The sequence below is a fragment of the Psychromonas sp. MME2 genome (assembly GCF_040566515.1).
GTDB lineage: Bacteria > Pseudomonadota > Gammaproteobacteria > Enterobacterales > Psychromonadaceae > Psychromonas.
Genome location: NZ_JBEWXI010000002.1, coordinates 202,170 through 216,959, shown reverse-complemented (window position 1 = coordinate 216,959; position 14,790 = coordinate 202,170). Strand labels below are relative to the sequence as shown.

At 40.7% G+C, this 14,790-nt stretch carries 16 protein-coding genes and 1 pseudogene; 6 read left to right on the top strand and 11 right to left on the bottom strand.

The window, feature by feature from the left end; translation table 11 throughout:
• Positions 1-13 precede the first annotated feature (13 nt).
• Complete coding sequence (locus AB1A03_RS01385) at positions 14-427, top strand: hypothetical protein (protein ID WP_354622803.1); 414 nt, start codon at positions 14-16, stop codon at positions 425-427.
• A gap of 28 nt (positions 428-455) precedes the next feature.
• Here AB1A03_RS01385 and mutM read toward each other — a convergent pair whose 3' ends face one another.
• From mutM to radC, 5 genes are all read right to left on the bottom strand, one after another.
• Positions 456-1,268, bottom strand: coding sequence for a bifunctional DNA-formamidopyrimidine glycosylase/DNA-(apurinic or apyrimidinic site) lyase (gene mutM, locus AB1A03_RS01380; RefSeq protein WP_354622802.1), 813 nt, complete (start codon positions 1,266-1,268; stop codon positions 456-458).
• Between the two features lie 31 nt (positions 1,269-1,299).
• Complete coding sequence (locus tag AB1A03_RS01375; protein WP_354622801.1) at positions 1,300-1,749, bottom strand: hypothetical protein; 450 nt, start codon at positions 1,747-1,749, stop codon at positions 1,300-1,302.
• 77 nt (positions 1,750-1,826) lie between these two features.
• Complete coding sequence (gene rpmG / locus AB1A03_RS01370; protein WP_011768487.1) at positions 1,827-1,982, bottom strand: 50S ribosomal protein L33; 156 nt, start codon at positions 1,980-1,982, stop codon at positions 1,827-1,829.
• An 11-nt stretch (positions 1,983-1,993) separates the two neighbouring features.
• Positions 1,994-2,230 (bottom strand): 50S ribosomal protein L28, encoded by a 237-nt coding sequence (gene rpmB, locus AB1A03_RS01365; protein WP_354622800.1) that lies wholly within the window; start codon positions 2,228-2,230, stop codon positions 1,994-1,996.
• Between the two features lie 135 nt (positions 2,231-2,365).
• Entirely contained in the window at positions 2,366-3,043 is a 678-nt protein-coding gene (radC, locus tag AB1A03_RS01360) for a RadC family protein (RefSeq protein WP_354622799.1), read from the bottom strand.
• Between the two features lie 137 nt (positions 3,044-3,180).
• Between radC and coaBC the strand changes: the two genes are divergently transcribed.
• The 5 genes from coaBC to AB1A03_RS01335 all read left to right on the top strand — a co-directional run bounded on the left by coaBC (position 3,181) and on the right by AB1A03_RS01335 (position 7,224).
• Positions 3,181-4,410 carry a bifunctional phosphopantothenoylcysteine decarboxylase/phosphopantothenate--cysteine ligase CoaBC gene (gene coaBC / locus AB1A03_RS01355; protein ID WP_354622798.1) on the top strand — a complete coding sequence of 410 codons (1,230 nt, stop codon included), beginning with the start codon at positions 3,181-3,183 and terminating at the stop codon, positions 4,408-4,410.
• A 13-nt stretch (positions 4,411-4,423) separates the two neighbouring features.
• A complete protein-coding gene (gene dut / locus AB1A03_RS01350) occupies positions 4,424-4,882 on the top strand; it encodes a dUTP diphosphatase (protein ID WP_354623463.1) in 459 nt (152 codons plus the stop codon).
• Between the two features lie 22 nt (positions 4,883-4,904).
• Positions 4,905-5,501, top strand: coding sequence for a nucleoid occlusion factor SlmA (gene slmA, locus AB1A03_RS01345; protein WP_354622797.1), 597 nt, complete (start codon positions 4,905-4,907; stop codon positions 5,499-5,501).
• A 271-nt stretch (positions 5,502-5,772) separates the two neighbouring features.
• Positions 5,773-6,354 carry a DNA-J related domain-containing protein gene (locus AB1A03_RS01340; RefSeq protein WP_354622796.1) on the top strand — a complete coding sequence of 194 codons (582 nt, stop codon included), beginning with the start codon at positions 5,773-5,775 and terminating at the stop codon, positions 6,352-6,354.
• A 255-nt stretch (positions 6,355-6,609) separates the two neighbouring features.
• Positions 6,610-7,224 carry a CCXG family PEP-CTERM protein gene (locus AB1A03_RS01335; RefSeq protein ID WP_354622795.1) on the top strand — a complete coding sequence of 205 codons (615 nt, stop codon included), beginning with the start codon at positions 6,610-6,612 and terminating at the stop codon, positions 7,222-7,224.
• Between the two features lie 81 nt (positions 7,225-7,305).
• On the opposite strand, the gene AB1A03_RS01330 is transcribed toward AB1A03_RS01335, so the two are convergent.
• From AB1A03_RS01330 to AB1A03_RS01305, 6 genes and pseudogenes are all read right to left on the bottom strand, one after another.
• Positions 7,306-9,528 carry a permease gene (locus AB1A03_RS01330; RefSeq protein WP_354622794.1) on the bottom strand — a complete coding sequence of 741 codons (2,223 nt, stop codon included), beginning with the start codon at positions 9,526-9,528 and terminating at the stop codon, positions 7,306-7,308.
• Between the two features lie 69 nt (positions 9,529-9,597).
• A complete protein-coding gene (arsJ, locus tag AB1A03_RS01325; protein ID WP_354622793.1) occupies positions 9,598-10,803 on the bottom strand; it encodes an organoarsenical effux MFS transporter ArsJ in 1,206 nt (401 codons plus the stop codon).
• A complete protein-coding gene (locus AB1A03_RS01320; RefSeq protein WP_354622792.1) occupies positions 10,803-11,810 on the bottom strand; it encodes an ArsJ-associated glyceraldehyde-3-phosphate dehydrogenase in 1,008 nt (335 codons plus the stop codon). Before AB1A03_RS01320 ends, arsJ begins: the two co-directional genes overlap by 1 nt.
• 24 nt (positions 11,811-11,834) lie before the next feature.
• Positions 11,835-12,347 (bottom strand): phosphatase domain-containing putative toxin, encoded by a 513-nt coding sequence (locus tag AB1A03_RS01315; RefSeq protein ID WP_354622791.1) that lies wholly within the window; start codon positions 12,345-12,347, stop codon positions 11,835-11,837.
• 78 nt (positions 12,348-12,425) lie between these two features.
• Positions 12,426-13,612 (bottom strand): annotated as a pseudogene (locus AB1A03_RS01310) (heme biosynthesis HemY N-terminal domain-containing protein).
• A 2-nt stretch (positions 13,613-13,614) separates the two neighbouring features.
• Positions 13,615-14,760, bottom strand: coding sequence for a uroporphyrinogen-III C-methyltransferase (locus AB1A03_RS01305; protein WP_354622790.1), 1,146 nt, complete (start codon positions 14,758-14,760; stop codon positions 13,615-13,617).
• Between the last annotated feature and the right edge of the window lie 30 nt (positions 14,761-14,790).

Here is a 14,790-nt window from a genome sequence, read left to right as displayed (position 1 = left end):
AGTATCTCTTGAAATGGATAAATATAGAGAGCACGGAACATATAACATTGATATTGATAGCAATACTTTGATTATTGATGCCAAAGGTCCCTTTAATCTTGAATTGATAACCCATTACCATGCTGATCTATGCAATTCTGTCGAGTGGCTGGCTGTGAACGTCGGGGTGTGGGATCAGATTATTATTCTTCACGAAGAAAGTTTGTTTACGCCCGATGCAGCACAAAAATTAACGGAGGTAAATCTTTGGAAAAAAACCAAAGGGCTAGATCGTTCTGCTATCGTGCTGATTAACCCGATTGGTTCCTTGCTTATTTCTAAGCAACTCGAGAAGCTATATCGGGAAGCGGGTGTCAAAATTCAAATGTTTGACAATATGGTTGCAGCAAAACGTTGGCTTGCCCAGCCAAATGAAGCCAATATGTAATGGTTTCTATCGCTAAATGCTTGTGGATTTAGCGCTGGCATTTAGGGCAATAAACACTATTTCTTGCCGCAAGTTTAATGCTTTTAAGTGGCGTTTTACAATGTGGGCATTGTTCTCCACTTTTGCCATAAACTTGTAATGTTTGCTGGAAATAGCCGGGCTTACCATCCCCACCGACAAAATCTTTTAGGGTTGTTCCACCCTGTTGAATCGCTTTGTGTAAAATATCCTTAATTGCCTCGACCAGTAGTGCATAGCGTTTTTGCGATATATTACCTGCACTACGAGCTGGATTAATAGCGGCTCTAAATAGCGCCTCTGAGGCGTATATGTTTCCTACACCCGTTACCACCTTCTGATCCATAATAAATTGCTTAACGGGCAGTTTACGCTTCTCTGCGTTGCGATATAGGTAGCTTGCATTGAAATCATCATCAAGTGGCTCTGGACCTAGTTGATTAAGTAGTGGAGAGTCTTGTGGCGTTTTACCTAACCACAGTATTGCTCCAAATCGACGAGGATCGGTGTAGCGTAAGAGGCAATCAGAAAAGATGAAATCAACATGGTCGTGTTTTTGTGCGTGGCTATTTAAAGGGCAAATTCGCAAACTGCCTGACATGCCTAGGTGAATTAATACAGTACCAGTAGCAAAATTAAGTAATAGATACTTAGCTCGGCGGTCAATGCTGATTAGCCGCTCTCTATTAATATGGCTTAACAGGTCTTCGGGGATCTTCCAGCGCAACTGTGTATGTCGCAGAGTAAGCCCTTTTATCTCTTTATTAATAAGATGCGGGCTGATACCTCGACGGCTGGTTTCAACTTCTGGTAATTCGGGCATATAAATACTCTGTTTAGGCTAGCTGTCGGGGTTAACGACCAAGTAATAAAGGCAGCTGCTGTGCATTTAAAAATAGCGCATGATTTGACTCAGTTTGTAATACGTAATCATCACCCTGTTGGATCAGATTAACCGTAATAGGTTCCTCTCTATCTGCACTATAAATCAAGATGGTGTATGGGTGTGAGCCGAGGGGGATTGGCTCATGTGGATTGAGCGTTAACTGTTGCCAATTGTTCACTAATGTTGCCAGTTGCTTTGCCGATAACCCTAAATTAGGCTGACTCTGCCAACTGCGTCCGACACGGGTTACTCTAAAATCCGGGGTTTTGATTTCGACAAGGGTAAGATTTTTGTCGATGATGGATAACGCGACTGGTTTTTTATTCGCGGTTAATTTATGGCCAAAATTGAAGATAAAAATAATAGTGAAAACGGCAAAGATAAGTACATTGTTCCAACCTTTACGTGATAAACGCATATTATTTATCCTTTTTCATTTTTAGCAGGCATAAAAAAACCCAGTATAAACTGGGTTTTTATTAGATAAAATCAAAATTACTTGATTTTGCCTTCTTTGTACATAACGTGCTTACGTACAACAGGGTCAAATTTTTTGATTTCAAACTTTTCAGGCATCGTCTTTTTATTTTTATCAGTAGTATAAAAATGGCCAGTACCAGCACTTGAATTTAAACGAATTTTATCACGCATTTTAAAGCTCCTTAAACTTTTTCACCATTGGCACGGATATCAGCTAATACTGCATCAATACCTTTTTTATCGATGATACGCATACCTTTAGTGGTTAGGCGTAATTTAACAAAACGGTTTTCACTCTCAACCCAAAAACGGTGTGTTTGTAGGTTAGGTAAAAAACGACGTCGTGTGTGGTTCTTTGCGTGTGATACATTGTTACCAACAGCTGGACGCTTGCCTGTAACTTGACATACTCTAGACATGTCGTAATTCTCCAAAATAATAAATTTTACTCGAGCAAAATAGTCGAACACCTTTTTAGCCGTCGCCAAAGGCGTCGAGGGCGCATTTTATACATGAATACGTATGAAAGATCAACAAAAGTGTGAATTTAAGCGTTAAATCCATCCATTTTCAGCAAAAGAGGTACATTTTTTATACCCAATAATGAAATGATCTAAAACGCGCACATCGATCAGTTGCATTGCAGATATGATTTTTTCAGTGATTTTTCTATCGGCAATACTGGCTGTTGGATCTCCCGATGGATGGTTATGTACCAAAATAATGGCGGCGGCATTATCTGCTAATACTTTTTGTGCGATAACACGAGTATGAACCGTTGCACTATCAATGGAACCAAAGAAAAACTCATGGAAACGGATAATGCGATGTTGACTATCGAGCAATAGCGCAGCAAACACTTCGTAGGGTAAATGGTGCATCTTAGCTTGTAAAAATGATTTGGTTTGTGCGGCACTCGTTAATGGCTGGCCATTTTGTAGCGGCTCCTGTAAGTAACGGCGAGACATTTCTAATACGGCTTGCAATTGCACATATTTGGCTTTTCCTAGCCCCTTTTTAGCGCAGAAGTGAGATTCCGATGCGCCAAAAAGGGCATGTAGCGAGCCAAATTCACTAATTAAGTGGCGAGCAAGCGTCACCACGTCCGTTCCTTTGCAGCCTGTTCTTAGAAAAATAGCGAGCAATTCTGCATCAGAAAGCGCGTCAGTGCCCTGTGCGAGTAGTTTTTCTCGTGGTCTTTCTTGTTGTGGCCAATCTTTTAATTTACTCATGCAAGACTTTTTTGTTACATAATGGTGATATTAAATCTAGTCGATATTTTCACATCGTGCAGGAAAAGTTTGTGGTATCCTATTGCTCTTTTTAATTACCCCTAAATAACTAGGGGATAGTGATTAGAGTGGTCGTTATGTCTGTTTCTTCACCCTTAGCGGGAAAAAAGATTTTATTAGGTATTGCTGGTGGCATTGCTGCTTATAAATGTGTTGAACTAACTCGTCGATTAACGGAGTTTGGTGCGGATGTACGCGTGGTTATGACGACATCTGCAAAATCTTTTATCACCCCCCTCACAATGCAAGCTGTTTCTGGCCATGCCGTGGCTGATGATCTACTGGATCCTAATGCACAATCGGGTATGGGACATATTGAGCTTGCGAAATGGGCAGATCTTATTTTACTTGCTCCGGCAACGGCGAACCTTATTGCTCGTTTACGCGCAGGATTTGCCGATGAATTATTAACCACGCTTTGTTTAGCAAGCCCTGCACCGATAGCGGTTTCTCCTGCGATGAATATGGAGATGTATCTCGCCTCTGCTACACAGGAGAATATTGCTGTTTTGGCTCAGCGCGGCATGCATATTTGGGGGCCGGGAGAAGGGCCACAAGCCTGTGGTGATATTGGTCCTGGTCGAATGCTCGAAGCGCATCAATTAGTTGATCTCGTGGTTGATTTTTTTGCACCACAAAAAGCTATTTTTAAAAATGTAAATATTACGATTACAGCAGGTCCGACACAAGAAGCGTTGGATCCTGTTCGTTATATCAGTAACCATAGTTCGGGAAAAATGGGTTTTGCATTGGCAGAGGTAGCGCAAAAAATGGGGGCAAATGTTACCCTTATTACAGGTCCCGTCGCGTTAACCTGTGCGGCTAATATTAATCGAATTGATATTAAAAGTGCATTAGATATGCATGCTGCAAGTTTGCAGACTCTTGACCATTGCGATATTTTTATTGCCTGTGCTGCGGTCGCCGATTATCGCCCCGAAGTGATTGCCCAGGAAAAAATGAAAAAGCAATCTGGAGTTGAGAATTTAACGCTTCATTTAGTGAAGAACCCAGATATTATTGCCGATGTCGCAAATCATTTAGATCGCCCATTTTGTGTCGGTTTTGCTGCGGAAACTGAAAATGTAGAAGCTTATGCTCTCGATAAACTGCAACGTAAAAATTTAGATTTGATTGCAGCTAATGATGTAGCTAAAGCTGATCAAGGCTTTAATAGTGAAAAAAATGCATTAACGGTGTTTGCTGCCAAGCAGCGATTTGATATAACACTTGCTGATAAAAAAAAGGTTGCCCAGCAATTGCTTGAAGTTATTCATCAACAATATTCTACGACGAATAACGATTAAGAAAATAGGAAATATAATGAAACAAATTGAACTAAAAATTCTTGATCCCCGTATTGGTAAAGAGTTTCCATTGCCTGAATATGCCACAATAGGCTCGGCAGGTATGGATTTACGCGCTTGTATTGATAGCCCAATAAGCATAGCTCCGGGTGAAACGCAGCTTATACCAACAGGCATCGCGATTCATATTGCAGATCCAACGTTAGCTGCAACGATATTGCCTCGCTCAGGCTTAGGTCATAAGCACGGTATCGTATTAGGAAATTTAGTCGGCCTTATTGATTCTGATTATCAGGGGCCATTAATGGTTTCTTGTTGGAATCGCAGTGCAACCGCTTTTACTTTGCAGCCAGGTGAACGTTTAGCGCAATTGGTTTTCTTGCCTGTGGTACAAGCAACATTCGAAGTGGTTGATAGCTTTGATGGTAGTGCGCGTGGGGAAGGTGGTTTTGGGCACTCAGGGACAAATTAAATAACAAAGGATGTTGTTAACAATGGTGACAAAAACAGAAAAGAAAAAGGTAAACCGTAAAGATGATATCTTACGCGCGTTAGCCATTATGTTAGAGGGGAAGCCTGGGCAACGTATCACTACGGCAAAACTTGCTGCTGAAGTGGGTGTCTCTGAGGCGGCGTTGTATCGTCATTTCCCGAGTAAGGCGAGAATGTTTGAAGGGTTAATTGATTTTATTGAGACGACCATATTTACACAAATTAACCTTATTAAAGATCAGCAAAAGCAAACGTTAATTCGTATTGAACATATCTTGTATTTTTTGCTTGGTTTCGCAGAACAAAATCCGGGCATCACGCGTATCTTAACGGGTGATGCATTGTTGGGTGAACATGAGCGATTACAATCACGTATCGAGCATTTATTTTCCAAATTAGAATCGCAAATTAAACAGGTGTTAAGAGAGAAACCAATTCTTGATGGCGGTAAGTTAGGGGTTGATGAGGCTATTGCAGCTAATATGCTACTTGCCTATGCAGAAGGACGTATGAGTCAATTTGTTCGTAGCCAATTCAAACAAAAACCGACGCAATTTTTTAAAGCGCAATGGGCTTTTTTTCACGAACAGTTTAAATAGCCATATTCTCATACCAATTCCGATAAATAGCTAATTATTTTACTGGTTAAAACAACTTACTGCTGCGTTGTAATTTTCGCAAAGGGAATAACCATTTACGTCAAATTACGCCTTGAATTAAGCTGTTTTTCCTGCGCAAAATTTAGATCACATACTTACCGGAATTGGTATCATCATCAACGTTTTAAAGTATTCACAAAGTGTTGATGATGTAACTCTTCCATTAAACGCGAGCTAATCAATCCACCTGCGCTTGGGATGACTATAATCAGTGATAAATTATCAAAATAGCATTTTGCTAAAACTTGTTAAAAGTCACCCCGAAGGGATCAAAGAGTATGATTTATTAAAGCTGTTACAGGAGCAACAACTTCAACAGCAGCAACACCTACCGTTTGATAACTTGGCTTTATTCCAGCAACATTTTCTTTTATTTCATGCACTTTATAAGCTTTCAGATCAGTTGCGATCTGAACAAGCAGGTTATATTGTTATTGAGGCACTGAACATTCAATGGTTGCCGCAAAGTGTTATTGCACAACAGCCAACCAGTTTAGTTAATAGAGATCCGTTGCGTGCATATTATCTAGACATAAATAATTTGCATAATACTAGCGGCGAAGAGGTTGATAATTTACTGGCTAGTTTTTGGTTGAAAATGAGCGATGATAGTGAAAAGCAGAGTGCTTTAGCACTATTTGAGTTAAATGAACCCTGTGATTTGGCGATGGTTAAAAAACGATATCGGCAGCTTTTAGCTAGGCATCACCCCGATAAAGGAGGTGCTGTTGCAACAGCGCAAGCTTTGAATGAAGCGATGGCGGTTTTAAAACGTTATTACGCTGAAGGTTAAAGATATGCACGCTTTTCTTTTCGGGTAACAATAAATGATTATCGTAGGAGCTTGTTGATTTTTATAAAGAATAGATTATAAGTGTAAAATAAATACCGAAAAAACAACATGTATGTCGAAAAAAATTACACTAATGGTTTTTGAATTCTAATGTTCGCCTATATTGTGTTGATATTTAAGTGTTTTTATTTATTGGCTTGATATTTGCAATTTAAGGCTTCGTTACGTTTAAAATAATTAACTCAAGGAAGATAAATGAATATCTCTAAAGTATTCTCTACCGCAATATTCGCCACCACGATGGTAATTTCAGCTAATGCTTCTGCGTCACTAATGACTGTTGCAACAAGAACGATTGATAATGCAGCTATGATTGATAGCAGTGATTTCATTAGCTCTTGGAATAGCCAAAGTTCAACGGTTACAACGAACGCTATCGATGCATTTGAGCTTTATAAAACTGGAAATAATACCATTAATCATTTTTCAGTTGATTTTACTATAGGTGCGACTGGGACTTGGGGTGTTGAAGCTGGATTAGATGCACACTATGGTGCTGCGTTATATCTTGATGGGCTTTTACTAACAAATAGAAGCGATGATTTATGGTGGAGTACAGACTGGGCTAATAGCGATGTTATGAAAGCACATGATATTGATATCTCAGTTGGTAGCCATTTATTGGAAATATACTGGGCGGAAAGCTGCTGTAATGGACCAAGTACAGTGAGATTTACAAATGATGGCCAAAATTGGGATGTGATGTCAAAAGAGAGTATTGCAGCCGCAGTACCTGCTCCCTCTGCATTAGCTATATTTGGTATCGGATTAATCGGATTCGGTTTGCGTCGTAAAAATAACAACGCATAAATTTAGCTTCTGAAATAATGAAATAAAGCCCCAATATTGGGGCTTTATCATTTCTAATACTCTCGAAAAGTGTTAAGCCGATTAATGGTGTTTATGACGTATCTTCATAAAGCTTTTAGGAACTAATTCGGCAATAAAGCTACGTGCTCCACGGCGCAGTAATGAGCTTAAGTAGAGTGTTAAGATAATGCATAAACTGATAATTTGCCACCAACTGTAATTGCCCTGCTGTTGCAGCCAGGATAACGAAATCGTATCAATATATTGATTGATTCCTAGGCCGATAATAAATGCTCCTCCCACCATTAGCATCGCTAAACTCATTGCAGCAAAAACCCCCTGTTGCTGGCGAATCATTTTTAATAGCTCAATACTGATTGTTGGTGCAATTAAAAAGAAGGCGATGGCAGCTCCCGGTGATAAGCCTGCCAATAATAGCATTGCAATGACAGGTGTGATGCCCGTGGCACAGAGTGCAAAGGGAAATGCAACGGCAATCATTACTATTACTTGTAACCAAAGAGCTTGTCCAAAAAAGTCCCAAACAGAGGCTGCAGAGAGGGTTGCTGCCAGCATCCAGCCTAATAAAACCCATGGGGCTGTATGATCTAACTGGTGTTGATAACCTTGCTTCACAGCATTTACAAATCGTGAGCTTGAGTGCTCACATTGGTTCGTGTTTGCTGCCGATGTAGTGTGTTGTAATTTAAAATGACGGCCTATGACCCATGCAATTAGCAATGCAAAGAGTGCGGCTAAAACGATGCGTAAGAGTAATAACTGCTCGCCTAGTAATGGCCACGAAATTAACAGCGCATCAAATCCTACAATGGGGGCGGCAATTAAAAAGGCAGTGGCAAAGGTTTGATTAGCCCCCATGGAAAGTAGGTGTTGGTGCATTTTAGTTGCACTAGGAGAACATATGGGCAGGGGTAAACCGTAGGCAACCCCCTTTAATGAGTCAGCAAAGAATGTTTGGCTGTCTTGAACCGGTAATATCGAAAACTTAGGTTTAAAATAATGCATTAAGGCACTGAGGAAATATGCCAACAATAGCATTGGCGCACTATGCATAGCGATATTGGTGAAGTTAATTAGTGTCAGTGCTGTATTATGTTGACGATGCTCATCGGTATCACCACTATTTGCTATTTTGTTGCCTTGATCATCATGCAGCGTTTCGTTGCTTACTGCGATATGTTGATGGTCGTGATCATCATGCAGCGTTTCGTTGCTTGCTGCGATATGTTGATGGTCATGATCATCATGCAACGCTTCATTGCTTGTTGCGATATGTTGATGGTCGTGATCATCATGCAGCGCTTCGTTGCTTGTTGCGATATGTTGATGGTCGTGATCATCATGCAGCGCTTCGTTGCTTGTTGCGATATGTTGATGGTCGTGATCATCATGCAGCGCTTCGTTGCTTGTTGCGATATGTTGATGGTCGTGATCATCATGTAGCGCTTCGTTGCTTGTTGCGATATGTTGATGGTCGTGATCATCATGCAGCGCTTCGTTGCTTGCTTCGATATGTTGATGGTCGTAATGATGTGCTTCGGTAGTAGCAATAGCACCATGGTCGTGATGATGTTCAATATAGCCAAGCCAGTGTGGTAATAAAACGGAGCCTAACACTAACAAACCTATCAGGCTGCCAATTCCCGCTGCATATTTATTTTCGGATGGGGGTGTCTCTTGACCATGCCCATGAAAATAGGGGCGATGTAAGACCACATGCATAATCGAGCCCATGACAAAAGCTTGTAACCAAGCTAGCCATTGTCCGTCTAGTTGTGCTAAAGAGTAATCGGCATAATAGGCACCAATCAAGGTGGCAATGGACATACATGTTAAAATGAAAATTGGCAGTGCACGGCCATATTGCGGGCGTAATAACCACCAAATTGTTAAGCCAACGGGAAATCTATGTAGTAATACTCCAAGGGCAAGTAACCAACTGGTGTGATTATCCGGATCAAAAATAAGCACTGAACCATCAATGCTAGCGTGCAATATTAGCCCTAAAATACCCAGAAATAATGTTGTTTGATGTGCTTGATGCGCGGCTTTATGAAAATATTTTTCTATCCAACTCGGTGCTAATATGCCCAAAGCCATTAATACTAATACAATTAAACCACCACTGTGTAATAACTCTGGAAGAATGTGGAATAAGACTAAACCGGAGATGGTCACAAATATAAATGCATCAACCAGGTCTATCCAACCCGATTGACGCTGTAATATGCGGTAAGTAATTGGGCCAAGAAATAGTGCGAATAGGCTGATCAGCAACAACATAAAAAATCTCAATAAAAGGAATTATTTGCGGGCGCACAATATATACCCATTAACCATCATTATGCAATATTAAGATGGCTGCGCCTGCTGCGGTAGTAACAAAGAGATCAAGGCAGCAGTGACAATAAAAAGTGCCGATACCAGCAGACAAGCTGATAAGCCAAAACTAACAAAGACCCACCCAGAGAGAAGTGTACCAATTAATCGTCCGAGTGCATTAGCCATATAATAAAAGCCTATATCCAGTGATACGGCATCACGTTGCGCATAACTGACGATTAAATAACTATGTAATGATGAGTTAATAGCAAATAACGCACCAAATAAAAATAGCCCGGCAATAAACCAATCACTACCCCCTTGTAAAGAGGCGATAACTAATAGTGGGGTCATTGCTAGTGTAGTTGCCCAGATAACGGCTGTTTTTCCCGCTGGGACTTTGCCCGAACGTTTACCAGTAAAATAAGGTGCAATTGATTGAATGCCGCCATAGATGATAACCCACAGTGCCATTAAGCCACCCACACTCCACGGTGTCCAGTCTAGCGTCTCACTCAGGTAAACAGGTAGTGCGACAACAAACCAAACATCACGAGAGGCAAATAAAAACAGCCTTGCCGCTGAGAGAATATTAATAGGACGACTTTTGGAAAATAGCTCGGTGAATTTTATTTTTCGACTTGCTTTGCCTAGCTCTTTTTTAAGTAACAGCATACTTGCGCTATAGACAATAAAGATCATGGCCGCCATTAATAGCATGGCACTTTGAAAACCAACTAAAGTCAGTAATAAACCACCAAGAAAAAATCCCACCCCTTTTAGAGTGTTTTTTGAGCCCGTTAAAATGGCTACCCACTTATAAAGCGTACCCTGTTGTTCATCTTTAACCAGAAGTTTTATGGCACTTTTGGCGCTCATTTTGTTAAGGTCTTTGGCAATACCAGAGAGGGCTTGAGCTAACATAACCCAAGGAATGATTAACCAATCATTGGGTAGGGCGAGCATCAACAGCGCAATGACCTGCATTAACAGGCCAATATTCATGGTTTTATTTAAACCTAAGCGTGCGCCTAACCATCCGCCTAACAAGTTGGTGACGACACCAAAAAACTCGTAAAACAGAAACAGAAAGGCGACTTCTAAGGCGCTATAACCCAACTGATGAAAATACAAAACGACCAACATTCTCAGGGCGCCGTCCGTTAAGGTAAACGCCCAATAGTTAGTGGTGATAATTAAGTATTGTTTTAATTCAACAGAGAGTTTATTTAGCATTATTTATCTGACAACCCAACGATACGCATTAACTCAGCGGTGCGCGTTGCATACCCCATTTCATTGTCATACCAAGCATAAATTTTCACCATCCGTGAACCCACTACCATGGTGGATAAGGCATCGACGATAGTTGATCGTTGATCGCCACGGTAATCGATAGATACTAATGGCTTTTCTTCATAACCAAGGATACCTTTCAGCTCATTCTCTGCTGCACTTTTCAGTAAAGCATTGACCTCTGCGACGTCGGTATCACGGCTTACGTCGATAACAATGTCGGTTAATGAGGCATTGGCTAAGGGTACGCGAACGGCATGACCATTAATACGGTCTTTAAGCTCTGGAAAAATTTCAACAATGGCCTTCGCCGAACCTGTTGTGGTTGGAATGAGGCTCATTCCACAGGCTCGTGCTCGACGTAGATCTTTGTGCGGTGCATCTAAGATGGTTTGCGTATTGGTTAAATCGTGAATCGTGGTAAAACAGACCTGTTCAATGCCAAGTTTTTCATTAATCACTTTAATAACAGGTGCAAGGCAATTGGTTGTGCAGGATGCCGCAGTAACAATTTGATGCTTACTGGCATCATAAATCGCATCATTGACACCCACAACGATGTTCGCAATAGAGTCCGCTTTGACTGGCGCAGAAACAACAACACGTTTTACACCTTGGTCTAAATAAACTTGCAGAAGATCGGCATCACGATGCACACCCGTTGCTTCAATAACAACATCACAGGCGGACCAATCGACGGCAGCGATAAGTTTTTCCTGTGTACAGGCTATTTTATGGTCACCAATTAATATATTGTTTTGATCAACGGTTACTTGTTCGTGCCAACGTCCTTGAATGGAGTCAAATTCAAGCAGATGAGCAAGCGTCGCGGTATCGCCAGCACAATCATTAATTTGTATAAATTCAACGTCAGGCCATCCATAGGCGGCGCGTAATACTAAACGGCCAATCCGGCCAAATCCATTGATACCAACTTTAATTGTCATATGTGAATTTCCTGCAAATAAATTTTATTGTAATTTTTCGGCTAACGATTTTAAATAGTCTTGATGGCAAGTGAGTGTAAAAGCGTTCGGTCGTCTTTTTTTAATACGTGTCATTACTTTTTCCAAATTTTCGCCGCGCTCTACTAGGATTTGTGCAGCAACGAGTCCCGTTCGCCCTGTCCCGCCCTTGCAATGAATGGCAACTCGTTTACCCTGTTCTAGTAAACGGTGTATAGCCGGGCCTGCCGTTTCCCAAAGTGTTAAAAAATCGTCGCTAGGTGCGTGGTCATCGGTAATTGGCAGATGGAACCAAGATATGCCTAGCTCTTTTACCGACCCGCCTAACTCTACCAATTGATTCTTTAATAGCTCTTCAGAGGTCATTAAGGTGATTAGCGCATCGACCTTCTCTTTTGTTTTTAACTGTTTTAGGGTTTCCTGTAATGGAACTCCTTTTGTTCCGGGGCAAGGCATGAGTAGTAGCTCTGCCGCGCTATTTTCAATCGGAAGAGGAAAACATGGGTGAATTGATGTCATATTCTGTACCTCATAAGTGATATAAAAAACAGGAGTTAAGCTCCTGTTTTTATGGGATTTTATAATATAAAAATGTCATTAAGATGACAAGACAATAGATAGTCCACGACGATAATATTGTTGTGCTTCGCTATTACGGCCATCCTCTTCTAGTAAGTTAGCTAGCAACGCAAATTCCTCGATATTTGCCTCACTCTCAACACTCTGTTTTAAATGTTCTATCGCTGCGCCAATTTTGTTCTCTTTTAACATTAACCTTGCCAAGGTGCTATGAATTAAAGCTGCGTGCGGCTCTTTTTTAAGTTTTTTCTCGAGTAATAATATCAGTGGGTAATAATCATTAATTTCCAATTTTGTTAAGTAACTAAGTAGTGGTAATGAGAATTGTTTATTGAGTTTCATTATTAAGAATTGCTCGGCGAATTTATCTTCTCCTGCCTCAAGAAAAGCATCTAAGACCGCCTTTTGATAGTCCAATTCCTTACGCATCCAGCGCGGTGCATTGTTATCCCAATACTCTTTTAGTTGTTGTGCATTTTCTGCTGCCAACTGTTTAAATAGTTGTTGGTAAGCATCAAGTTGTCTTGCGCTAAATTCACTATCAGTAAAGGTTAGACCATTACGTTTGTTGTTGATTAAATCGATATATTTTTGCCACTCATGCAGTGCGGGGTAGAGCTGTGCATAGAGTTCATGAATACGTCCATTTTTAGGGTATTTAAGAGATAACTCTTGCAGCGTCTCTTCTGCTTGGTGGAATTGTTGCGCTTCTATTTGTAATTTAGCCCAGACGAGCCCTACCGCGAGCTGGCTCGTTTGTTCTGCGTCATTGGCTTGTTGCAGATACTCATCGCGTAAATCATATTTTTTCTGCTGCTGTGCAGCTTTCGCCGCGGCAATATAGGTCAAGACAGGGGTACCACTATGCGCGGCTGATCCTGCTAATAGTTTCTGCGCCTTTTGGGAATCGCCTTCAAAGAGCGTGAGCATACCCAATAAGCTATTTTTTTGTGCTTTGATTGTTTTCCTTTCAGCAACCAACCACGTGTAATTGAGCTCATTGATAATACTTTTCGTAATATCCATTCTGCGAACAATAGTAAAAAATAGAAAATAATAGCCATCATGGCGGCATTAATTAGCGTTGTTTCATAGGTTGTATAGGAATCAATAGAAATAAGAATGTAGCCCTTATTATCGCTGAGATCGGGGCCAATGAGTAAGCCTCCAAGCAAAACTAAAATGAGGATAAATAGACGTAACATAATTAACCCCCCTCAGTAATACGGCTGCTTGCTAATGATTTTTTAGCGCGTTGTTGGATGATGTTAGCGAGCAGCGCAGTGCTTTTTAACTGGTCAGGGTAGGAGATGGCAATCTTATTGGCTGTTAATTCTTGAACCGCGTTATAAAATTGATTGGTCGCATGGTCAGTTAAATCAAAATAGTTTTTCAATAATTTATTGGCATTGTTAAGCGCAATATCGTAAATATTTTGCTGTTCTCGATAGACAGAAAACTCTGCTTTAGATAGGTTGTTACGAAGACTTTCGCGTAAATACCAACTTTGCTGTGGTGAAAGTAACGCTTCTATTTTACTGTCTCTTTTATTAACGACAATAAAGTTTTCCACAAAGGTCGTCCAAGACTTGCTAATGTTTTCTTGCCAATCATTAATATCAGTCGATAACACAGTATCTTCATTATTGGTTGCATCGGGCAGAGAGATGGAGGTGATCACTAATTTATTAATGCGTCGCTCTAAATTTGATAAGGTAAGTACCAGCCCATCTAAATCGCGTTTAGGCAGAGCTTCTAAGGTATTAATATCTTCAAGCAATGCCGCACGTAAACCACTCAAGCTGGCATCATTCATCTCTACAACACGTTGGTCTGCCGCTAATAGCAAGGCGATTGCCGTAGCAATATCATGCTCTAACCAGATTTTTCTACCGGCTAAAGAGACGAGGTATTCAACTTCCGCTAAAACCCAATCGTTGGGATGACGTACATTTTTTTCTGACAAACTGCGTTGTAGTGCCTGAATATCGCTCTTATATATTTTATTTTCATTTTTGGTTTGTTGTAATTGCGCCTGTATATTTTCTACTTTCGTAGAAAAGTTAGCTTGAATGGACTTTAGCGCTTGTTCTTCTTCGCTTTGTTGTTGTGATAACTGTTCGTTAAATTTACTTTGTTGTATTTGCAGCTGTTTGACTGTTGTTTGATTTTGTTGATAGAAATAGCCCGCTGCGAGGATCATTATAAGCATTAAAAACAGCGCGCCTCCGGCAAGGGCTAAAGCGAGGCGATTTTTTGTCGGCCCACTTGCCATGTCGGAGTTTGCGGTCGCAATGGTTGTCGTTTGCTGTTGAGCTTCGCCATCGGTTATATTGTCTTTATTAACAGTCATAATGACCCTCATGTCTAAAAAAGCAGTAAG